This window comes from Aeromonas rivuli, from assembly GCF_020149575.1.
In the GTDB taxonomy this organism is placed as follows: domain Bacteria; phylum Pseudomonadota; class Gammaproteobacteria; order Enterobacterales; family Aeromonadaceae; genus Aeromonas; species Aeromonas rivuli.
Map to the genome: position 1 here is coordinate 469,566 of NZ_CP079742.1, position 20,784 is coordinate 490,349.

The window sequence follows — 20,784 nt, forward strand, 5'->3', positions numbered from 1 at the left end:
CCGACCACTCCCCTGGTTAGTGGGGCCCGGTGCGTGCCAGCGCCTTGAAACTGGCAAAGTTTTCACAGGCCAGCAGACTCTTGCTGGCCTTCTCGTTCATCAGGCTGATGAAGAGATCGTAGAGGCCCATGGCCTCCTCATAGTCCCCCTTGCTGATGGCCAGCACGAAGATGAGGCTGGCACTCTCGCCGTTGCCCCACTCTATGCCTTGTGGCGCCAATACCGTATAGACACAGGTGCGCTTGGCCAGCAGGCCGAGGGAGTGGGGCAGGGCTATCCCTTCCCCCAGCATGGTGGAGACGATGTGCTCGCGCTCGAACAGAGAAGCGCGAAAACCGGCCTCGACCATCTCTTCCGCTTCCAACTGCTCGCAGACTCGCATCAGTAGCTGACTCTGGCTGATGGCTTCATTGAGAATAAGGAAGTGGTGCTCGCTGAAGTATTTGTCGAGCAGGTAGGGGCGGGTGCGATCGATCAGCACCAGCTTGCCGAGCTGCTCCAGCTGATACTGGGTCGGAAAAGGGTTGACCTGTACCACTGGGATACCTTTCTCGCTCACCCGTACCGTGCTTATCACGAAATCCTGATCCAGCCTGTCCAGGGCCTCGTAGTCGCGCACCGAATCCAGGCTGGTGAACCTCAGTTGCGGGTATTCACGTCTGATGCTGGCCTCCAGTACCCGGAAGGTGGCATTGCCCGCATCGCAGAGCAGCAGGGCATGGGGGCGACGCTCGTAGCCGATGTCGTAGTGACGCTCCAGCCCGACCCCTATGTGGATCACCAGGTAACCAATCTCGTGGTTGGTGAGCCGGTAAGGGGTCTGCCTGATCCACTCGGAGATGGCGGCAAGGGTGATGTCGTAGGCGAGGGGGTAGTGCTGCTTGATGTGCTCGGCCAGCGGGTTGTGACTGCCTATCTGGTATTTGACCCGCAGCAGCATGGTGCTGATGTGGGTGAGCAGATCCCCGCGCAGCTGGGCATCGTGGCGCAGGTCATAGGGGAAATGCTGATGGATATAATCGAGCAGATGGCTGACGAGCCGCTCACTCTCCGCGGCCATGACCGGATTGAGCAGGGGATTGTCGGCAATGACCCGCGCCTGGATCTGGATGGCCAGACAGGCCAGCTCGCTTGCACCCGGCCGGGTCAGGCTGGGCAGTTGCGCGAAGATGGCTTCGGCCGCCGTCAACATGCTGTCGGTCAAGTCTTCGGTATCAAACTGGGCCAGCTCATGCCCTGCGGCGAGACGCAGCAAGGCGACGGCGCAGTAAATGGTCAGCTGCTGCAGCCCCTCATCGGTCAGCCGCAACTGGTGGCGGCTGAGTTGCTCGTGGATCCGATTGCCGAGCACCTCCAGGGTCTTGCTGGGGCAGAGGGTGGGCAGCAGGCTCTGCAACTGGGTGTTATGGAGCAGCTCCTGATAGAGCAACTGGGTCAGGCAGGCGCGGATCGCCGTCTCCTCGCCCTGGATGCGCATGCCGAGGCGAGCCTTGCTCTCTATGGTCAGCCCGAAATGAGCCAACCGCTCGCGCACCTCGGCCATGTCCCCCTGCAGTGCCGCCCGGCTCAGATACCAGGTATCGGCCAGGTCTTCCAGCCTGATCCCCTGCTCGGCGCTGAGCAGCATGATCTGCAGATGCAACACCCGCTCCCGGCTGGTGCGTGGCAGGCTCGCCTCCTGCTGGCGGCTGGCAAGCAGCGCATCGAAGAGCGTCTGGTTGTAGATCTTGAGCCGATAACCGGCACCACGCTGATGAATGAGGTGGGCACCGTGGTTGGCGATCAGCTCATTGAGGGTAGAGACATCGGTGCGCACCGTGCGGGTCGAGACCTGCAGCTGGCGCGCGAGCTCCTCCTGGGGCAAGGCTTGATCGCGCAGGGCATCCAGCAACTGGTTCAGGCGGGGAGTGGGAAACTTCATAGGGGTCTGGGTCGCTCCGATCTGGCCATGAGGGGATGAGGGATGAGATCATATCGACAAATCATTCAATAACCCAACCCGACCAGCTGGGTCGGGTTGGGTGTTAACCAGGGGCTATGGCGATATCAAGCCAGCAGGCCCTTGACGGTGGCGAGCAGGGTGCGTACATCCTCGGGACGGGTCTCGCCACTGGCCTGGTCGATGATGGAGCTGTAGATGTGCGGTATCACCTTGGTGACGCCGGCCTCCAGGGCAATGCGCACTATCTCCTCGAAGTTGTCGAGGTCGATGCCGCCGGTGGGCTCCAGCCAGAAGTCATGGCGGGCGCACGCCTCGGCCACCGCCACATACTCATCCCGGCAGGCGAGACCATTCATGGGGAAGAACTTGACCGAGCTGCCGCCCATGTCTTTGAGCAGGGCGATGGCGGTATCGATGGGCACTATGCCATCGGCCTGCTGCGCGCTGAGGGCGCCGGTGGAGATCTTGACCATGCCGGGGGTGCCGGTCGGGGAGATGAGACCATTGACCAGGCTCTCGCTCTGACCGAGCAGGGCCCGGCTAGCGCCGACCCCGGTGAACACCTGGTTGACATGTTGGGGCTGCAGCTGGCGGGCCAGCTCGGCCACCATGGCGGACTGGCGGGGATCCCCTGCGCCCAGGCCGATGGAGAGGGCGTTGTCGATAAGCTTCGCGTACTCACCCATGTCGGCGACGGCGGAGGGCACATCCGGGTAGTTCTTGGAGAGCACGCCGACCAGCACATGGCCCTCGGCGGCTTCATAGATGTCGACGGCGTTTTGCCTGGAGCCGGCCAGCACGTTGAGGCAGACACGGTCACGGTAGTAGTTGGGAATAAGGGACATCAGCGGGTCTCCTGGGTTAACTGGGCGATGGCGGTATGGATCTGATCGAGCTGGGCAGGGCTGACGCTGCGCACATCTATCTCGATATGGCCTTCATTGGCCTTGTAGCCGCGACAGTAGATGGCCGGGTTGCCCTGTTGCAGGCGCTGCACCAGCTGGGTCGTACTCATCGGGAGTCTGGCGTGGTCGAAGGCGATGTCGGTGCGGGCGATGTCGCGTCCGGCACTGTCCCACACTGTTCTGGCGCTGACGCCCGGTAGCTGATTGAGCCGCTCGATGAAGGGGGTCATCTTGGCGACCATGGCGGCGCCGCTCTCTTTTTCTTTGACGAGATAGCGTTCGATGGCGTGGGTCAGGCCGAGGATCCCCTCCTTGCCCACCTTCATGGCGCGACCTATGCCGTTGCTCTGCTGCTTGACCCACTCCACATACTGACGCTTGCCGAGCACCAGGCCGCTGGTCGGGCCCTCGATGGCCTTGGCGCCACTGTAGATGACGAGATCGGCGCCGAGTCGATAGTAGAGCTGCAGATCCTCCTCGGCCGCCGCATCGACGATGAGCGGCAACTGGTGAGCCTGGGCCACCTCGACTGCCTCTGCGACCGACAGCATGCTCTTCTGCACGCAGTGGTGAGACTTGATATAGAGGATGGCGGCGGTATTGGGGTTGATGGCGGCGGCCAGTTGGGCGGGGGAGCATTCGTTGGCATAGCCTGCCTCCACTACCTTGCCGCCCCCCAGGTTGACCATGGTGCCCACCGGGGCGCCGAAGTTCACGTTATGGCCCTTGGCCAACAGGATTTCGCTTGGCACCTGATGCGGGTGGGCGTGCAGCTGCTCCAGGCGGTAGGGATCGCCGCGCACTATCATGGCGGCCACCGACTGGGCGATGCCTGCGGAGGCGCAGGAGACCACCACGGCGTCTTCCACATCCAGCAGGCGGGCGATATAGGCGCCGCTCTTGTTGACCAGATCCTTCACCTCGAAGTAGTGATCCAGGCCGAAGTTGACCGCCTCGACCACTTCTTGTTCCGGGGTCGAGACCCCGAGAATAGTCATGCGGCCGGAGGCGTTGATCACCGGTTTGAGATCATATTTTTCATAGACGGAAGACATGATGAGATTCCCCATGTTGAGTCAGAGTCAGTTTGCCCGCGACCAGGGCGGCAACAGGCATTAGCTGGTAGTCGCCGCTGCGGTGCTGCGCCTCGGTATCGGCGAACAGGCGCGGCTGGTGGGCCAGCTCGAACAGGGTCAGGTCGGCATCGGCCCCCAGGGTCAAGCGCCCCTTGCCGCGCAGGCGCAGGGCATCGGCGGCGCGGTCGGTGACGCAGGAGATGACCCGCTCCAGGGGCAGGCCGATGGCCAAGAATTTGGACATGACGTGCGCCAGGCTGTAGACGGGGCCCTTGATGCGGTTCTTGCAGTAGATATCCGAGCTGATGGTGTCCGGCAGCACGCCAGCCTGGATGGCTTGCTCCGCCACCTCGAAACTGAAGCTGGCACCGCCGTGGCCGACGTCCATCAGCAGGCCGCGGGTCATGGCGCTGCGCACGGAATGCCTGAGTTCCCCGGCCGGGGTGAGGATGCGATTGGGCTTGCCGTTATAGCAGTGGGTCAGCAGATCCCCGTCGCCGAGCAGGGCGACCAGCTCATCCAGATCCGGCGGGGTGTTGCCCACATGCACCATGAGCGGCAAGTTGCCGTTGTCGCGCTGGATCTGCTTGGCGATACGCAGGGGTTCCAGACCATTTTCGCCCACCACGCTGCCACTCATCCGAGCCTTGATGCCGACGATGAAGTCCGGGTGACGGCGGATGGCCGCCTGGGCCAGGGCCGGGTCGATGTCGGCGCGGTTGGCCAGCTCATTCTGGCGCAGCAGACCGATACGGGAGATGTTGAGCAGGGCATGAACCCGGGTCTGACAATGGGCTGTCAGGGCCTGGAAGTCATCCACGTCGTCGGCGCCGGTGCTGCCGGCATCGATGACGGTGGTGACGCCGGACTCGACGCCTACCTTGTCCGGCTCATCCTGATAGATGGGGGACCTGGGGTAACAGTGGGTGTGGGAGTCTATCCAGCCAGCGCTGAGATAGAGGTTGCCACCGAGATCCAGCTCGCGGCTGGCGTGGGCCTTGTCAAGCTGACCGAGGGCGGCAATCTTGCCAGCCGCGATGGCCACATCGGTCAGGTCGCCGCAGGCCAGGCGTGCTCGTCTGAAGATGATGTCGTACATAAGATGCCTCGCAGGTTCTGTTCGCCACCCGCGGGTGGCGAACAGAAGGGTCAGGAGATGGCGATCGGGAAGAAGGCGCCCAGCAACATGGCGCCGAGTATGGCCCCCCCCGTGATGGGTTTGCCCCAGAGGTAGAAGAGCAGGGCACCAAACAGGGATCCCAGGCCGATGGGGATGGAAGCCCCGATGGCGGAGAGGATGATCAAGGGGCCCAGGAAGCGGCCTGAGCTGTTGCCGGCCCCCATCATCACATCCGCCCCGTAGGTGGAGTCACTCTGGTTCACTGTGAATTTACGGGCCAGTATGATGAGGCCGCCGATGATGACCCCCACGGCCATGCCGGTTGCGAGAGCCGCCCCGAAGTTCTCCACCGGGTACATGATGCCCGCGCCCATCAGCAGCGCCGGGATCCCCAAGCCAACCCCGGTCTGGATGGCGCCACCTATATCGAGTATCCCCACCAGGGAGCCTTCGATGATGCGGGCGAACAGGAAGCTGGCCCCAAAGGCGGCGACAGCACCGTAGACGCCGGTATCAATGCCGGCGCGCAGCATGGAGACGAAGGCCACTTCGTTGAAGGCACCCACCCCGTAGAGGTAGTACATGTGGGTACCGGCAAAGACACCGGCCGAGAGCAGCCCCACAAAGATGGGGAAGGACCAGTCGGCATACCAGAAGTTGTTTCTCAGTTTCTCATCCATGGGATAGCCCTTATTTGCTGCTAAGCAGGTTATGGACATTATCCAGCCACAGGGGGATACCCATGTGGAAAGACTCAATCAGTTTCATGTCGAAGCCGCGGAAGAATCCGCTCAGCACGAACAGCAGCACGATGGCGGTCATCATCACCCTGGTGACGTGGTTCCAGCCGCTCTCTTCGACCCCTTTACCGATCAGGATGCCGAGTACCAGACCCGGTACGGCGTTACCCATGATGAGCTGGGCCAGGCCCCCAAAGATGGTGGCCCAGAAGCCGGACTTCTTGCCCGCCTCTATGGCTGCCAGCCAGAAGATCACCGGCATGATGGTGTTGACCAGCAGGTTGGCGGCGGGCACCAGCACCTTGACGGCGGTCACCTGCAGGGCTTCGGGGACGGCGGCGGCGGTGCTGTTGAGGAAGGTGACCACGATGGCACCAATGATGCCGCCGGCGATGGCCATCTTCTTGGGATCGTGCAAGGTGGTGGCGAGATCCCGGTTCTTGATCATCAGCACGGCAGTGGCCCAGTGCGGGATGATGCGGTGATCCACGTCCTGGGTGAAGGCGCCGGCCGCCACGGTCGAGGCCCAGGCGTTGAAGAAGAAGCCGAGGCCGAAGGAGAAGTGGGAGGCAGGATCCCCTTCACAGGAGTTGAGTTCTCCCAGGGTACGAAACGCCCCCATGCCCTGTACGGTCGGCGCGTGGAACATGCGGGCCGCTCCGGCCCCGACCCCGACGCCTACCAGGCCACCGATGATCAGCGACTTGATAAAAATGATGAGAAACATGCAATTTATCCTTTGTGAATTGCGTTACACCCGGGTGAAGTCCAGCTGCCGGGTATCGATCGCGTTGATGCTGACTTGGATCTCGAGTTCGACCCGAAATTCGTGTCGCGTCCGTGGCAGGAAGAAGAACAGGAACTTCTCGACCCGAATCGACTCTTCCGCCTTGAGCACCTTGACCGCGAGGGGTTCAACCCGCAGCAGCACCTGCTCTGTCTCCTTGAGCAGATTCTGTTGCACCTTGCTGAGGGCCGCGGCAAAGGCTTGTTGCCGGGTGGCCCCCTTGCCGCTGACGACCACCTGGCTGGTGAACTGGTGCTGCATCAGGCGCGACCGTGTTTCTTGGCGAAGGCTTCAATCAGCTTCTGACCCAGCTCTTCCTTGTCCATGAAACCAAAGCCCAGCACCACACAGCCATCATTGATGGCGGTGACCCCCTCTTCGACGGAGCGCATGCCATAGCGGCACTTGTAGCCGTATTTGGTCTGGGCCGTGATGGCGCCAGCGCCGCCGCTGCCGCAGAAGGAGATGCCCAGATCCGCCTGCTCCTTGTTCATCACATCACCGAGCTTCATGTCCGCGGCCATACCGGGGATGACAGTGACCTCTGCCCCGGCCGCACTGGCACCGGCGCCGACTTTCTGGCCCTTGCCGAGACGATCTCCAATCACGAGTTTGATGGCTGACATTTAGTTATCTCCTGTGGTTGCTGGTCGAGCAGCTGAGCTGAGTTCGTTTTCTTTGGCCACTTCGAAGTGGACAGACAACAGATGGGCTTCTTCATAGGCCAGATTATCCAGCCAGGCGACGACCTGTTCGGCCAGTCGCAGGGACAGGGGGGAGATCTCGTCAAACAGGGAGAGATCAACCTCCGGCAGTGCTTCACCACTGTATGAGCGCCACACCATGGCCTTGACGTGGGAGGCGAGCATCTGCTGCTGGACGTCATTGGGGACTATGCCGCGCTCGGCGAGCAGGGGATAGATTCTGGCCAGGGTATCGGTACTCTTGCGCCCTATTTGTGGGCTGTCCGGGGTGAGGTTGTGGCTACTTGCTTGCAAAGTCTTCTCTCCTGATGACAACGAGATGGTGACGACGAGACATGGGCTTACCCTATGCCTCCCCGGAATGGACAGGGAGGCAGGCTTTTTCCACAAGCAAATGGAAATTCGCCATCATCGGCGTTGAGGGGAGGGTTTTCTTGAACTGGATCCGGGGAATGGGCGTCAAGGGGCCCGAGGATGTGAGCCGCCTCACACCCCGGTGGCGCAAGCCGTGGCGAAGCCGGGTGCAGGAAGTGTGACCCTGTTCACATCAGGGAAGGAGGACGGCGAGGGCATGGAGGTGAAGGAGCGGACGGTATGAGTCCCGTCCGCCGCAGGGCAAGTGTCAGCTGGCGCTGGCTGCGCTGGTGCTGCCTTGCTGGTTCTGGTAGCGCAGGTCTTCTTCTATGGTGACCGTCAGTTCGAGGGGCTTGCCGTCGCGGATCACCGAGATCTTCATCTGGGCGCCGGGTCGGCTCTCGACAATTTTATCCATGGCGGCACGGACGCCGCTGATGGCCTCGCCGTTGATCTTGAGCAGCACGTCACCGCGCTGAATACCCCCTTTGGCAGCAGGACCGGCAGGGTCCAGGCTTTCGACCACCAGGCCGCGGAGATCGCCAAGGTTCATCATGCGCGCGACGATGGGATTGATTTCGACGCTGGAGATGCCGAGGTAGCCGCGGATGACCCGGCCATTGCTGATCAATTCGTCCATGATGCGCTTGGCAAGGCGATAGGGGATGGCGAAGCTGATGCCATAGCTCTCCTGGTTGCCACTCAGGTGATAGGCGGCGGTGTTGATACCGACCAGATTGCCATTGGCGTTGACCAGGGCCCCCCCCGAGTTGCCCTCGTTGATGGCGGCATCGGTCTGCAGCAGATCCTGGCGGCCATTGCTGTCGGGCCCCATGCTGGAGAGGCCGAGGCGACCGGTGGCACTGATGATGCCCTGGGTGATGGTCTGGCCGACGTTATAGGGGTTGCCGATGGCGAGCACCACGTCCCCGACGTCCGGGCGCAGATCGGGATCCTGGGGGATCACCGGCAGGTTGTCTGATTCGATATAGAGCACGGCGAGATCGGTGAGCTTGTCGGTACCGACCAGCTCGGCGCTGAACACCCGGCCATCTTGCAGCGCGACAATGATCTGGTCCGCATCGGCGATGACATGGTAGTTGGTCAGCACATGGCCACGGGGGTTCATGATGACCCCGGAACCCAGCCCCTGAGGCCTGAGCTCGGCCTTCTCGCCACGATTGCCAGCGAAACTGCGGGTGTAGATGTTGACCACGGCAGGACCTGCGCGGTGGGCGGCATAGGAGAAGCTCATCTCCCGATTGTTACTGATGAGGTCGGGCAGCAGGGCACCGCCTCTGAGGCTGGGGAAGAACAACAGCAATAGGGCCGCGACCGTGAGGCCAAAGGCGACTGACTTGCCCAAGTAACTGATCAGAGGTGGGATTTTCATTTCATTCTCATTGCGGCTCGCTGCCAGCAGAGAATAACACTAACGGTGCATAAAAATCACCCGCGACCTGGGTCGCGGGTGATGGGGGTTAATGCATGCTCATGAAGGGATCAGCGGATCACCAGGTAGAGCGAGGAGTCGCCGCGCTGGATGTTGAGGGCCAGCACATCCGGCTTGTTCTTCAACGCCTTGGTCAGGTCGGCAAGGGCATTCACTCTCAGCCGGTTGACCCCGATGATGATGTCGCCCTTCTGCAGGCCGGAAGCGGCTGCCGGAGAGCGCGGATCTATCTCGGAGACGGCAACACCCGCCACGGGGTCTGTGGTGGTGCTGAGCTTGGCGCCTTCCAGAGCCGGATGCAGGGCACTGGCACGCACCTCGCTGTCATCGGCCTGTTTCAGGGTGACCTTGACGCTCTGCTCCTTGCCATCACGCACTATGCCCAGGGTGACTTGTTTGCCGGCACCCATGGTCGCGATTTTGGCACGCAGTTCCCCAAACGAACGTATGGGCTTGCCATCTATGCTGGAGATGATGTCCCCGGCCTTGATGCCAGCCTTGTCGGCGGAGGAGCCCGGCATGACCTGGTTGACGAAGGCACCATTCTGCTTGGTTGAGCCGAAGGTCTTGGCCAGATCCGAGGTCAGCTCGGCACCTGTGATGCCCAGCTGGCCACGGCGCACTTCACCGAACTTGATGATCTGATCGGACAGGTCGCGCACCATGTTGGATGGAATGGCGAAGCCAATGCCGATGTTGCCCCCATTCGGACCCAGGATGGCGGTGTTGATGCCGATCAGCTCGCCACGCAGGTTGAGCAAGGCGCCACCCGAGTTGCCCGAGTTGATGGCCGCGTCAGTCTGAATAAAGTTTTCGAAGTTCTCGATGTTCAGGCCGCTGCGCCCCAGGGCGGAGACGATGCCTGAGGTGACGGTCTGACCCAGGCCGAAGGGGTTGCCGATGGCCAGGGCATAATCCCCGACTCTCAGTTCGTCGGAGTCAGCCAGCTTGATGGCCGTCAGGTCATCCGCCTTGATCTGCAGCAGGGCGATATCGGACTGCTTGTCTTCGCCAATCTTCTTGGCCGTGAATTCGCGGCCATCCTTGAGGCTGACCTTGATCTCGTCCGCTTCGTGGATCACGTGAGCATTGGTGATCACATAGCCTTTCTTGGCATCAATGATGACCCCGGAGCCGAGCGCCTGGAAAGGCTGTTCGCTGACCTGTTCATCAGGCATGTTGGGGCCGAAGAAGAAACGGAATTGCTCGGGCAGACGCTGTCTGGTGACTTTCTTGCCGGAGACAGAGATGTTGACCACAGCAGGAGTCACCTGTTCCAGCACGGGGGCCAGACTCGGGATCTCCTGATTTCCCATCAGGGAGGGCAGTGCCGCCTGGGCAGGGGCCGCAGACATGGCGATACCGACGCTGAGGGCTAGCACGCTGAGCAGAGAAAGAGGTTTACGCATATGAATAACAGCTCCCAGTTAATTGACAGTGCTTTTGCCAAGAATCTGACTACGGATCAAGGAATTAGTTCCAGGAAAGTGTCAGCTGGATTGCTTGAGCAGGCCTGAGGCGCTACCGGCATAGTCCCGCGGAGGCAGACCCTGGCTCTCTTCATCCTTGGCTTGTGTCGGTTCGACTTCTTGCTCGCGGAACAGGGGTTCCTCGGCCTTGGCCAGGAATTTGCTCTGTTCGGCCATGTGGCGGTAGAGGGTCTGGTACTGCTCGGCTAGCTGCTCCATCAGGGCGGCGCTGTCGGCAAAGTGAGTGTTGATCTGGCCCTGGTAACTCTCCATGTCCTTGCGGGCCGTGCTGAGTTCGCGCTCGAGGCGACCGGCATCACGGCTACGTACCGAGAAACGACCAATCAGGACGCCGATAATCAGGGCGGCAACGGCCAGCAGGATCCCATTTAACAGACTCATAGATGCTCCTTGTTACAGCTAATTCAACATGTGGATGATGGCCCAGAATGGCCGTCAACCCTGGTGGCACTATACCGTGCACCCCGGGGCCGTGATACCCTTTTGTCCTCTATTCAGGGACTTGGAGACGTTTGACAGGATGACCCCGCAGCAAAAATATCAGCAAGATCTGCAACGCTCTGATTTTCAGGCCGATCCGGCCCAGGCGATGGCAGTGGCACATCTGGAGCGACTCTATCAGGATTTGTGCGCTCCCCCGACTCCGACCAGATCCCGTGGCTGGCTGGGCTGGTTGCAAAAACCGCAAGCCGTCACGCCTGTCCGGGGATTATATATGTGGGGTGGGGTCGGCCGGGGCAAGACCTGGTTGATGGATATTTTTTTTGACGCTCTGCCCGGGGATCGTAAGTTACGGGTGCATTTTCACCGTTTCATGCACAGGGTTCATGATGAACTCAGAGGCTTGACCGGTCAGGCCGATCCTCTGGAACTCATTGCCAGCAAGCTGGCCAGCGAGACAGACATTATCTGTTTCGATGAGTTTTTTGTCTCGGACATCACCGATGCCATGCTGCTGGGCACCCTGTTCCAGGCGCTGTTTGGCCACGGCGTCGTGCTGGTGGCGACCTCCAATATTCCCCCCAAGGATCTCTACCGCAATGGACTGCAACGGGCGCGCTTTCTGCCGGCCATCGCGCTGATCGAACAGCATTGCGAGATCCTCAATGTCGATGGGGGAGTCGATTACCGGCTGCGGACATTGGAGCAGGCCGAGATTTATCACCATCCCCTCGACGGGGACGCAAGATCGAACCTGGAGCGCTATTTCCAGCAACTGACCGGGCAGAAGCAACCAGTGCCATTGGCCATCGAGGTGAATCATCGTCAGTTGCAGACACTGGGGGCCGAGGAGGGACTGCTCTACATCAGCTTCGATCAACTCTGTCGGAGCGCCCGCTCTCAGGGGGATTACATCGAGCTGTCACGGCTGTTTCATACCGTGCTGCTGGCCGAGGTACAACCAATGGGGGCGGGGTCGGACGATGCAGCCCGGCGTTTCATTGCCATGGTTGACGAGTTCTATGAGCGTCACGTCAAGCTCATCATGTCGGCAGCCGTCCCCATGGCGGAACTCTACAGCGGAGGCTTGCTCAGCTTCGAGTTCAAACGCTGCCTTTCACGACTGCAGGAGATGCAATCGCACGAATACCTTGCCAGAGTGCACCTTCCTTAGTCACAATACCCGCGCCTGCCAGTCGGATGGGCATCTGCGGCAGGTAGGGTCGGGCGACATTTGCTAGCGTCATGGCAGTGAAATTAGCAGGTGATATTTAAGGCAACTTCACTTATAATCGCCCGGCCCACGTTACAGCTGTCGATAAGACAGCAATACTTTAAAGCTTTACTTGTATTCGAAGGGGTACAGGTAGGCCATCGTTTGTTGCTTGTGGGCGAGCCCCCATAAGCAATTGGGTCTGTAACAGGTAATTGGGTTTAACTTAATGAAAACTTTCGTTGCCAAGCCAGAAACCGTAAAACGTGACTGGTACATTGTGGACGCAGAAGGTAAAACTCTGGGTCGTATCGCAACTGAGATTGCTTCTCGTCTGCGTGGTAAGCACAAAGCTGAGTATACTCCGCACGTTGACACCGGTGATTACATCATCGTTGTAAACGCTGAGAAGGTGCATGTTACCGGTAAGAAATTTACCGATAAAATCTACCATTCTCACTCCGGTTTCCCGGGTGGTATCAAGTCAATCAGCTTCGACAAGCTGATCAAGCGTAAACCGGAAATGGTAATCGAAGCTGCTATCAAAGGCATGCTGCCGAAAGGTCCTCTGGGCCGTGCCATGTTCCGTAAACTGAAAGTTTACGCAGGCGCCGAGCATGCTCATGCTGCTCAGCAACCTCAAGTACTGGATATCTAATCGGGAACTGGCAACATGGCAGAAAATCAATACTACGGTACCGGCCGTCGCAAAAGCTCCACTGCTCGCGTCTTTATCAAAGCGGGTAGCGGTAAAATCGTAATCAACCAGCGCTCCCTGGAGCAGTACTTCGGTCGTCCGACTGCCCGTATGGTAGTTCGTCAGCCGCTGGAACTGGTTGAAATGACCGAGAAACTGGATCTGTACATCACCGTTAACGGTGGTGGCATCTCCGGTCAAGCTGGTGCGATCCGTCACGGTATCACTCGTGCTCTGATGCAGTACGATGAGACCCTGCGCGGTGAACTGCGTAAAGCAGGCTTTGTTACTCGTGATGCCCGTAAGGTTGAGCGTAAGAAAGTCGGTCTGCACAAAGCTCGTAAGCGTCCGCAGTACTCCAAGCGTTAATTCGCTTTTGGTACTCACTCTTTCGAGTGTTAAAAAAGCCTGGCAGCCGCCAGGCTTTTTTTATTGGTAACGTTTCGATAGCCATTGCTAACCTCACGTCACAAAAGACAAAAAATTGTGTCTTTATTGTTTTTGCCCTTCGCTTCTCTTTCTTGTCAATTTGTTATCTTTTCTTTAAAATTTCCTCGATTTTTCTGTGACAATTGTAACTCCTGCTTCCGCCACTGTTGTCACAGGGGAACAGGGACATTATAAGAATGCGCCGAGTCCACATGGGAGAGTTTTTGGATGAGCAATGCGCCAGTTGATACCGGCCGCCGCAGATTTCTTACCTGGTCAACGATCGCCGTTGGTGGGGTAGGGGCTGCTTTTACCGCAGTGCCGTTTATAAAATCATGGAACCCGAGTGCCAAGGCCAAGGCTGCTGGCGCTCCGGTTGAAGTCGACATTAGCAAGTTGGAGCCGGGTCAACTCATTCGCGTTGAATGGCGCGGCAAACCGGTCTGGGTGGTCAATCGTTCCAAGCAGATCCTGGATGGCCTGCCGACGCACGATAACCTGTTGCGCGATCCAAAGTCAGATGAGCCTCAACAACCTGACTATGCCCATAATGGATACAGATCCATCAAGCCGGAAATCTTCGTGGCTGTTGGTATCTGTACTCATTTGGGTTGCTCCCCGTCTTATCTGCCGGACAGCTTCGGTGAACAGGTCGAAGGGGTCAGTTCTGGCTTTTTCTGCCCCTGTCATGGCTCCAAGTTTGACATGGCCGGTCGCGTGTTTCAGGGGGTTCCTGCCCCATTGAACCTGGTGATCCCGCCGTACCAGTATCTCAACGACACCACCATCCTGGTCGGTGCCGATGGCAAGGAGGCCTGACCATGTTTGCCAAATTGATGGGCTGGATCGATTATCGTTTTCCGCTCACAGCCATGTACAACGACCACATGGCCAAGTACCCGGCACCGAAGAACCTCAATTTTTGGTACTTTTTCGGGTCCCTTGCCATGCTGGTGCTGGTTAACCAGATAGTCACAGGCATCTGGCTGACCATGAACTACAACCCGTCGGCCGAGGGTGCTTTCGCCTCTGTCGAATACATCATGCGGGATGTGGATTACGGCTGGCTGCTGCGCTACATGCACAGTACCGGCGCCTCCGCCTTCTTCGTGGTGGTCTATCTGCACATGTTCCGTGGCCTCATCTATGGTTCCTACCAGAAACCCCGTGAGCTGCTGTGGATCTTCGGCATGCTGATCTTCCTGGTATTGATGGCGGAAGCCTTCATGGGGTACTTGTTGCCCTGGGGGCAGATGTCCTTCTGGGGCGCTCAGGTCATCATCTCGTTGTTTGGTGCCATCCCGGTGATCGGTGACGATCTGACCCTGTGGATCCGGGGTGACTACGTTATCTCGGGGGCAACACTCACCCGCTTCTTTGCACTGCATGTCATCGCATTGCCGTTAGTCATAGTGTTGCTGGTTGCCATGCATATTTTGGCACTGCATGAGGTGGGCTCCAACAACCCGGACGGGATCGAGATCAAGGCACACAAGGACGAGAATGGCTGGCCGCTGGATGCCGTTGCCTTCCATCCCTACTTCACCGTCAAGGACATGATAGGTGTGGCCGGGTTCCTGTTTTTCTTCTGCGCCATCATCTTCTTCAAGCCGGACATGTGGGGTTATTTCCTCGAGAAGCCGAACTTTGAAGTGGCGAATGGTCTGAAGACCCCGGAGCATATCGCCCCGGTCTGGTACTTCACTCCTTTCTACGCCATCTTGCGTGCGGTGCCGGACAAGTTGCTCGGTGTCATCATGATGGGCCTCTCCATCGTCGTGCTCTTCCTGTTGCCATGGCTGGATCGCTGCAAGGTGCGTTCGGTACGCTACCGCAGCATCCTGCATAAGCTGAACATCGCCCAGTTTGTGGTCTGCTTCGTCATTCTCGGTGTGCTTGGCGTATTGCCCTCCACCCCGACACTGACCCTGCTTGCCCAGATCTGTTCGCTTGGTTATTTCGGGTTCTTTGTCCTGCTCTATTTCTATAGCAAGAACGAAAATACCAAGCCGCTGCCGGAGAGGATCACATTCAAATGAAACGAATAATCTTTGCTGTGCTGGCTCTGCTCCCCGGACTGGCGATGGCGGCCACTCATGGTGTGGCCCTGGACAAGGCTGATTATGATCTGAGCGACAAGGCGTCTTTGCAGCGTGGCGCGACCACCTTCATGAACTACTGTGCAGGTTGCCATTCCACCCAGTATCAGCGTTACAACCGGGTGGCTGAGGATTTGGATATACCCGAGGATCTGATGCGGGACAATCTCATCTTCAACGGTGCCAAGGTGGGGGATCTGATGAAGAGCTCCATCGCCGAGAAGGATGCTGCCCGCTGGTTTGGTGCACCGCCACCGGACTTGACGCTGGTCGCCCGGGTGCGTGGTGCAGACTGGATCTACACCTACCTGCGCTCCTTCTACGTGGATCCGACGCGCCCATTCGGGGTGAATAACCTGGTGTTCCCCTCTGTGGGCATGCCCCATGTGCTGGAGCCGCTGCAGGGTACTCCACGTCTGGAACAGGAGACCCGCCTGGTCGATGGGCAAGAGGTGCAGGAGACCATTGGCATCAAATCCGACGGCAATGGTGAAATGACCAACGAAGAATATGATCAGACGGTACTGGATCTGGTAAACTTCTTGGTCTACTCGGCTGAGCCGGTCAAACTGGAGCGCGAACGCATGGGCTTCTGGGTGCTGGGCTTTATCGCGATCTTCTTCATCTTCACTGTGCTGTTGAAGAAGGAATTCTGGCGCGACGTTCACTAAGCGACCAGATCCGAGTAATATAATGCACGGCAATGAGGTCCAAGTTACTTCATTGCCGTTTCTGCTTTTTAATGACGGGAGGGTTCAATGGCTGTAGCTGCCAATAAGCGTTCGGTAATGACGCTGTTTTCCGGTGCCAACGATATGTTCAGCCATCAGGTGCGCATTGTCCTGGCGGAGAAGGGTGTTAGCGTAGATATCTGCCAGGTTGACCCGAGTAACCTGCCGGATGAACTGGCTGAGCTGAACCCGTACAACTCGGTGCCGACTCTGGTGGATCGTGAGCTTGCACTCTATACCTCACGCATCATCATGGAGTATCTGGACGAGCGCTTCCCCCATCCGCCACTGATGCCTGTCTACCCGGTTGCCCGTGGTAACAGCCGTCTGATGATGCATCGCATCGAGCTGGACTGGTACAGTCTGGCCGACAAGATCATGGCAGGCACCGATGTCGAGGCGGCACGCAACGAGCTGCGTGACAATCTGCTGGCCATCGCCCCCATCTTCGGTGAAATGCCCTATTTCATGAGCGAAGAGTTCGGTCTGGTTGACTGCTACATGGCTCCGTTGCTGTGGCGTCTGCCGAGCCTGGGGATCGATCTGGGTGGTCGTGGCGCGAAAGAGCTGAAGGCCTATATGGTTCGTCTGTTCGAGCGTGAGTCCTTCCAGGCATCGCTCACTGAAGCTGAGCGCGAGATCCGCTCCGGTATATGAGTATGGAACCGACAATGACCCCGAGCCGCCCGTACCTGTTGCGGGCGTTCTTTGACTGGCTGCTGGACAATGACTTGACGCCTCACCTGGTGGTGAACGTCAACATTCCCCATGTGCAGGTGCCGCTGCAATTTGCCCAAGATGGGCAGATAGTGCTGAACATAGCGCCGCGAGCGGTGATGCAGTTCCACATGGATAATGATGCTATCAGCTTCAGCGCCCGCTTTGGTGGCGTGTCCCAGCAGGTTTATATTCCCATGGCGGCCATAGTGGCCATCCATGCCAGAGAGAACGGTGTTGGTACTCTGTTCCCGCCCGAGCCAGCTTATGACCTCTGGCTGGAGCAGGCGGAAGATCAGGCGCAACCTGAGCCTGAACCGCCGCGCCCCACGGGCAGGCCGAGTCTCACTGTCATCAAGTAACCTTGTTGAATCAATAAAAACGCAGCCAATCGGCTGCGTTTTTTTATTTCGGATGCGGGGCCCGCATCAGTCCTGAGCGTATTCGAACGCCTTGATGACCCGGGTCACACCGCTGACGTGGCGGGCAATCTCGACCGACTGTTCCGCCTCTTTACGGGTTACCAGACCGATCAGGAAGACCTCGCCGTTCTCTGTCACCACCTTGACCTTGGCACTGTCGAAGTCCTTGGCGGCCAGCATGTCGGTGCGCACCTTGGAGGTGATCCAGGAGTCGTTGCTGCGGGTACCTATGCTCACCGGTTTGCCAAGGCGCAGTTCGTTGTAGACGTGACGAACGCCCTCAATGCGGCCAACCGACTGGCCTGCGGTCTGCTTGTAAGCATCGGTTGGTGTCTGACCGACCAGCAGCACGCGGCCATTATTGCTGTAGACACTGATCTTGCTGGCCGCAGAGAGCTGCTTGTTGTCTGCCAGCACGTTGGACGCTTTCAACTCGATGGCCTGATCGTCCCACTGGGTGCTCAGGGTGCGGCGATCGCCGGCGCTGGATGCGGTACCGGCGGCACCACCGACCAGCACGGCCGCACAGCCTTGCAGCAGGAGAGTTCCGGCCACCAGGGTCAGGGTCAGCGTGGTTTTTTTCAAGATGTCAGTCCTCTTGTTGCGGGAAAAGCGTCTGATCGATGAGATCACAGAGGCAATGCAGGGTCAACAGGTTGACTTCCAAAATGCGTGGTCGACGGGCAGAGGGAACCCGGATCTCGACATCGTTTGGACCGAGCAGACCGGCCATCTCGCCGCCGTCACCGCCGCTCAGCACCACTATGGTCATGTCACGGGAGAGGGCGGCTTCGGCCGCCTTGATCAGACTGCGGCTGTGGCCGGAGGTGGTAATGACCACCAGGATGTCACCGGGTTGACCCAGGGCGCGGATCTGCTTGGCATACACCTCTTCGAAGCCGTGATCGGTGGCGATGGCACTGATGGTCGCCATGTCCGCGGTCAGTGCCATGCCAGGCAGGGAGGGGCGCTGTGTCTCGTAGCAGTTGACCAGCTCGCTGATAAACAGCTGCGCCAGGGCGGCGGAGGGACCGTTACCGCAGGCGAGTACCTTGTGGCCATTGAGCAGGCAGATGGTGATCATCTGCGCCGCAGTATGGATGGCATCCGGTAGCGCCTCCGAGGCGGCGATCTTGGTTTGAATGCTTTCTGTGTAGTTTTCTTTGATGCGATCTGTCATGGGATCCTCTTAAAAAGCGTTCTGGATCCAGTCAGGCTGGTTGCCCTCGAACGCCAGCACATCGAATCGACAGGCCTGGCTGGCCTCGTTGATGCCATGGTGCGTCAAATAGTGGCGGGCGGCTAGCATGAGCTTGCGCTGTTTGGCCGGGGTGACCGAGGCGGCGGCACCGCCATGGTCGTTATTGGCCCGATATCGAACCTCGACAAACACCAGGGTATCACCCTGGCGCATGATGAGATCCAGCTCGCCACCGCGACAGTGATAGTTGCGTTCAATCAGTTGCAGGCCCTTGGCCTGCAACCAGTCGGCGGCGACTAACTCAAAGTGCTGCCCCGGGCGCTGTGGTGTCGCTGTCGTCTGAAACAGGTTCAGGCAGTGCTGTATCAGGGGCTTGAGCCGGCTCTTCATCGCTGGACTCCGGGGTGTCAGGGAGCGTGGCTTGCTCCATGCCGATGGGGTTACCCGTTGCATCGAGCAGCTTGCCATCCTGATAGGTGGCCCAGCTCTGCTCCCGCTGTACGACGCCATCCTGACTAATGCTGAGTTGACCGCTCAAACCCGGCTGTTTCATGGCGCCGACGGCGCGCATCTGCATCAGGTTAGGACTGAGGCTGACGGCGTCATAGCCCAGGGCAAACAGGCGCAGCAGGTCACCCTGAGTCTGTGGCCAGAGCAGCTGGGCCTTGCCGCGCAGCTCGTTGAACTCACCCAGCATCAACGGCATATCGCCTATGCGCAGACCATTGAGCTCCGAGGCTGCCTCGGTGGCCCCGCTGTCATAACCGCGGGGGCCGGTGAAGATCGGCAGGCTACCCATGGGATTGACCGAGATATCCACATAGGGTTTGACCATGCGGGTCTCGAGGTTGTTGGCGATCAGATAGACGACATCGATGCTGCGCGGCGTCTCATCGGAGAGCTGCATGACCTCGCCCGCCCGGGCGGTGGAGCGACCGCTCAAGGCATTTTTCACCATGCCCGGCACCTCTTTGCGGGAGGTAAAGGTCGCGACCACGGGCTTGTCCTGACTCAGACCGCTCCAGGTCTGCTCGAACGCCTTGATGCTGCCATAGCCAATGCGGCCCTGGGTGGCGATCAGCAGGGGCTTGCGATAGCCCTGGCCAAACAAGTAGTTGGCAGCCTGACTTGCATCGGCGGCGGCCGAGAGGGAGAAGTAGAAGGTGCTGTCATTGACGACCGGCTTGTCCAGCTCGTTCAGGGCGAGCACGGGCACGGTCGGGTTGAGCTTGAGCAGCTCCTCGACCCTGTCCTTGAGCAAGGGACCGATGATCATGTCGGCACCATCCTGGATGGCTTGCTGGTAAAGCTCGCCAACGGATTTGGTCTGGGTGTCGTAGAAGTTCAGGCTGTATTGGCCGTTATTCTCCTTGTAGGACATCAGCATACCGTTGCGGATTGCCGATCCCTGGGGCTCCAGATTGCCGGACAGTGGCAAGAACACGGCGATCTGCTGAGGAGCCAGGCCAGTGGTACTGGCCAAGTCGCCAAGACCGGCCGGCATGTCCTGTTGGGCAGGATGGTTTGGGAAGTCACGCTTCCAGCCATCTAACTGACGAGCCAGCTGGCTCGGCTGAGCACCAAACTCGTTGACCAGGGCAGCCAGTCGCAGCCAGCCGGTGGTCACATCGGGTGCCGGTGCTTCTTCCAGCGCTTGCAGGGTGGTGGGGGTCATGCTTTTCAGCAGGGACCAGATCTGCTTGTGATTGGTGGCAACCTCCTCTTTGGCCAGATAGGGCTCCAGCAAGATCAGGGATTTGGCGGCACCAAACTTGTTATTGATGTCGAGCTGCAACACGGTGCGCTGGCGATACCAGTCACGCTGGGTATCGGCATCGAGCTCCACCGCCGGCTTGCCTTCCAGCAAGATCAACGCCTGGTTGGCATTGCCCTGGGCCAGGAGCACATGGGCTTCAAGCAACTGGGCCTGGGCTTGCTGTTGTGGTGTCTTGGCCTGTTTTTGCAGCTGTTGCAGCAAGGCCTGCGCCGGGTTGAGCTGGCCTTGAGCCAGATAGCTGCGCGCAGCCAAGGTTTGCCAGATGAAGGCTTCATCCGGCTTGGCCGGATCCACCTTGGCCAGATAGGCCTCCGGATTCTGGGTCAGTGTGGCGAAGCCAGAGAGGCCTCCTGCCTGTCCAGAGGGTTGATTGGGTTCCGACGCGCAACCCGCAAGCAGGATAGCTGCGAGTAGGATGCCGAAGAGTCGTGATACACTTAGCTGCTTTGTAACCCGGTTCAAGTTCATTCCCCGACCAGTGTTGAA

At 59.2% G+C, this 20,784-nt stretch carries 24 protein-coding genes; 8 read left to right on the top strand and 16 right to left on the bottom strand.

Annotated features, from left to right (window positions below):
* Positions 1-16 precede the first annotated feature (16 nt).
* The 12 genes from KYK33_RS02130 to KYK33_RS02185 form a co-directional block, all read right to left on the bottom strand.
* On the bottom strand, positions 17-1,921 hold the full coding sequence (locus KYK33_RS02130; protein ID WP_224431892.1) for a BglG family transcription antiterminator: 1,905 nt from the start codon (positions 1,919-1,921) through the stop codon (positions 17-19).
* 125 nt (positions 1,922-2,046) lie between these two features.
* Complete coding sequence (dagF, locus tag KYK33_RS02135; RefSeq protein WP_224431893.1) at positions 2,047-2,787, bottom strand: 2-dehydro-3-deoxy-phosphogluconate aldolase; 741 nt, start codon at positions 2,785-2,787, stop codon at positions 2,047-2,049.
* Positions 2,787-3,902: a DgaE family pyridoxal phosphate-dependent ammonia lyase gene (locus tag KYK33_RS02140; protein WP_224431894.1), complete on the bottom strand. Its 1,116-nt coding sequence runs from the start codon at positions 3,900-3,902 to the stop codon at positions 2,787-2,789. Before KYK33_RS02140 ends, dagF begins: the two co-directional genes overlap by 1 nt.
* Complete coding sequence (locus tag KYK33_RS02145) at positions 3,886-5,022, bottom strand: amidohydrolase/deacetylase family metallohydrolase (protein WP_224431895.1); 1,137 nt, start codon at positions 5,020-5,022, stop codon at positions 3,886-3,888. The genes KYK33_RS02140 and KYK33_RS02145 overlap by 17 nt, the downstream gene beginning before the upstream one ends.
* Before the next feature lie 50 nt (positions 5,023-5,072).
* Positions 5,073-5,723, bottom strand: coding sequence for a DUF4310 family protein (locus tag KYK33_RS02150; RefSeq protein WP_042041900.1), 651 nt, complete (start codon positions 5,721-5,723; stop codon positions 5,073-5,075).
* Positions 5,724-5,733: 10 nt separating this feature from the next.
* Positions 5,734-6,510: a DUF4311 domain-containing protein gene (locus KYK33_RS02155; RefSeq protein WP_042041899.1), complete on the bottom strand. Its 777-nt coding sequence runs from the start codon at positions 6,508-6,510 to the stop codon at positions 5,734-5,736.
* A gap of 24 nt (positions 6,511-6,534) precedes the next feature.
* Complete coding sequence (locus KYK33_RS02160) at positions 6,535-6,831, bottom strand: DUF4312 family protein (protein WP_042041898.1); 297 nt, start codon at positions 6,829-6,831, stop codon at positions 6,535-6,537.
* A complete protein-coding gene (locus KYK33_RS02165; RefSeq protein WP_005891061.1) occupies positions 6,831-7,196 on the bottom strand; it encodes an SFCGS family glycine-rich protein in 366 nt (121 codons plus the stop codon). Before KYK33_RS02165 ends, KYK33_RS02160 begins: the two co-directional genes overlap by 1 nt.
* Positions 7,197-7,568 (bottom strand): transcriptional regulator, encoded by a 372-nt coding sequence (locus tag KYK33_RS02170; RefSeq protein WP_224431896.1) that lies wholly within the window; start codon positions 7,566-7,568, stop codon positions 7,197-7,199.
* Positions 7,569-7,896: 328 nt separating this feature from the next.
* Positions 7,897-9,021, bottom strand: a complete 1,125-nt coding sequence (gene degS / locus KYK33_RS02175) for an outer membrane-stress sensor serine endopeptidase DegS (RefSeq protein WP_042041896.1) — start codon at positions 9,019-9,021, stop codon at positions 7,897-7,899.
* Positions 9,022-9,131: 110 nt separating this feature from the next.
* The gene (locus KYK33_RS02180) at positions 9,132-10,490 is read right to left on the bottom strand and encodes a DegQ family serine endoprotease (RefSeq protein ID WP_042041895.1); all 1,359 of its coding nucleotides are present in this window, start codon (positions 10,488-10,490) and stop codon (positions 9,132-9,134) included.
* 81 nt (positions 10,491-10,571) lie between these two features.
* Positions 10,572-10,952 carry a YhcB family protein gene (locus tag KYK33_RS02185; protein ID WP_224431897.1) on the bottom strand — a complete coding sequence of 127 codons (381 nt, stop codon included), beginning with the start codon at positions 10,950-10,952 and terminating at the stop codon, positions 10,572-10,574.
* Between the two features lie 139 nt (positions 10,953-11,091).
* Between KYK33_RS02185 and zapE the strand changes: the two genes are divergently transcribed.
* From zapE to KYK33_RS02225, 8 genes are all read left to right on the top strand, one after another.
* Positions 11,092-12,186, top strand: a complete 1,095-nt coding sequence (gene zapE, locus KYK33_RS02190; protein ID WP_224431898.1) for a cell division protein ZapE — start codon at positions 11,092-11,094, stop codon at positions 12,184-12,186.
* A gap of 268 nt (positions 12,187-12,454) precedes the next feature.
* Complete coding sequence (rplM, locus tag KYK33_RS02195) at positions 12,455-12,883, top strand: 50S ribosomal protein L13 (protein ID WP_042019612.1); 429 nt, start codon at positions 12,455-12,457, stop codon at positions 12,881-12,883.
* Positions 12,884-12,898: 15 nt separating this feature from the next.
* Positions 12,899-13,291 carry a 30S ribosomal protein S9 gene (gene rpsI, locus KYK33_RS02200; RefSeq protein ID WP_005891084.1) on the top strand — a complete coding sequence of 131 codons (393 nt, stop codon included), beginning with the start codon at positions 12,899-12,901 and terminating at the stop codon, positions 13,289-13,291.
* A gap of 288 nt (positions 13,292-13,579) precedes the next feature.
* Positions 13,580-14,170, top strand: coding sequence for a ubiquinol-cytochrome c reductase iron-sulfur subunit (gene petA, locus KYK33_RS02205; protein ID WP_042041892.1), 591 nt, complete (start codon positions 13,580-13,582; stop codon positions 14,168-14,170).
* Positions 14,171-14,172: 2 nt separating this feature from the next.
* Positions 14,173-15,390, top strand: coding sequence for a cytochrome b (locus tag KYK33_RS02210; protein ID WP_042041891.1), 1,218 nt, complete (start codon positions 14,173-14,175; stop codon positions 15,388-15,390).
* The gene (locus KYK33_RS02215; RefSeq protein WP_224431899.1) at positions 15,387-16,121 is read left to right on the top strand and encodes a cytochrome c1; all 735 of its coding nucleotides are present in this window, start codon (positions 15,387-15,389) and stop codon (positions 16,119-16,121) included. Before KYK33_RS02210 ends, KYK33_RS02215 begins: the two co-directional genes overlap by 4 nt.
* Positions 16,122-16,208: 87 nt before the next feature.
* Positions 16,209-16,838, top strand: coding sequence for a stringent starvation protein SspA (sspA, locus tag KYK33_RS02220; protein WP_005891096.1), 630 nt, complete (start codon positions 16,209-16,211; stop codon positions 16,836-16,838).
* Positions 16,835-17,260, top strand: a complete 426-nt coding sequence (locus KYK33_RS02225) for a ClpXP protease specificity-enhancing factor (protein ID WP_042041888.1) — start codon at positions 16,835-16,837, stop codon at positions 17,258-17,260. The genes sspA and KYK33_RS02225 overlap by 4 nt, the downstream gene beginning before the upstream one ends.
* Positions 17,261-17,326: 66 nt before the next feature.
* Here the strand turns inward: KYK33_RS02225 and dolP are convergent, their stop codons facing one another.
* From dolP to KYK33_RS02245, 4 genes are read right to left on the bottom strand one after another with little or no spacing between them, the layout of a single operon-like run.
* Positions 17,327-17,905, bottom strand: a complete 579-nt coding sequence (dolP, locus tag KYK33_RS02230; RefSeq protein WP_042041887.1) for a division/outer membrane stress-associated lipid-binding lipoprotein — start codon at positions 17,903-17,905, stop codon at positions 17,327-17,329.
* Between the two features lie 4 nt (positions 17,906-17,909).
* Positions 17,910-18,500 carry a D-sedoheptulose-7-phosphate isomerase gene (locus KYK33_RS02235; RefSeq protein WP_005891102.1) on the bottom strand — a complete coding sequence of 197 codons (591 nt, stop codon included), beginning with the start codon at positions 18,498-18,500 and terminating at the stop codon, positions 17,910-17,912.
* 9 nt (positions 18,501-18,509) lie between these two features.
* The gene (locus KYK33_RS02240) at positions 18,510-18,911 is read right to left on the bottom strand and encodes a YraN family protein (RefSeq protein WP_042041886.1); all 402 of its coding nucleotides are present in this window, start codon (positions 18,909-18,911) and stop codon (positions 18,510-18,512) included.
* Positions 18,823-20,766, bottom strand: coding sequence for a penicillin-binding protein activator (locus tag KYK33_RS02245; protein WP_224431900.1), 1,944 nt, complete (start codon positions 20,764-20,766; stop codon positions 18,823-18,825). The genes KYK33_RS02240 and KYK33_RS02245 overlap by 89 nt, the downstream gene beginning before the upstream one ends.
* Positions 20,767-20,784: the final 18 nt, after the last annotated feature.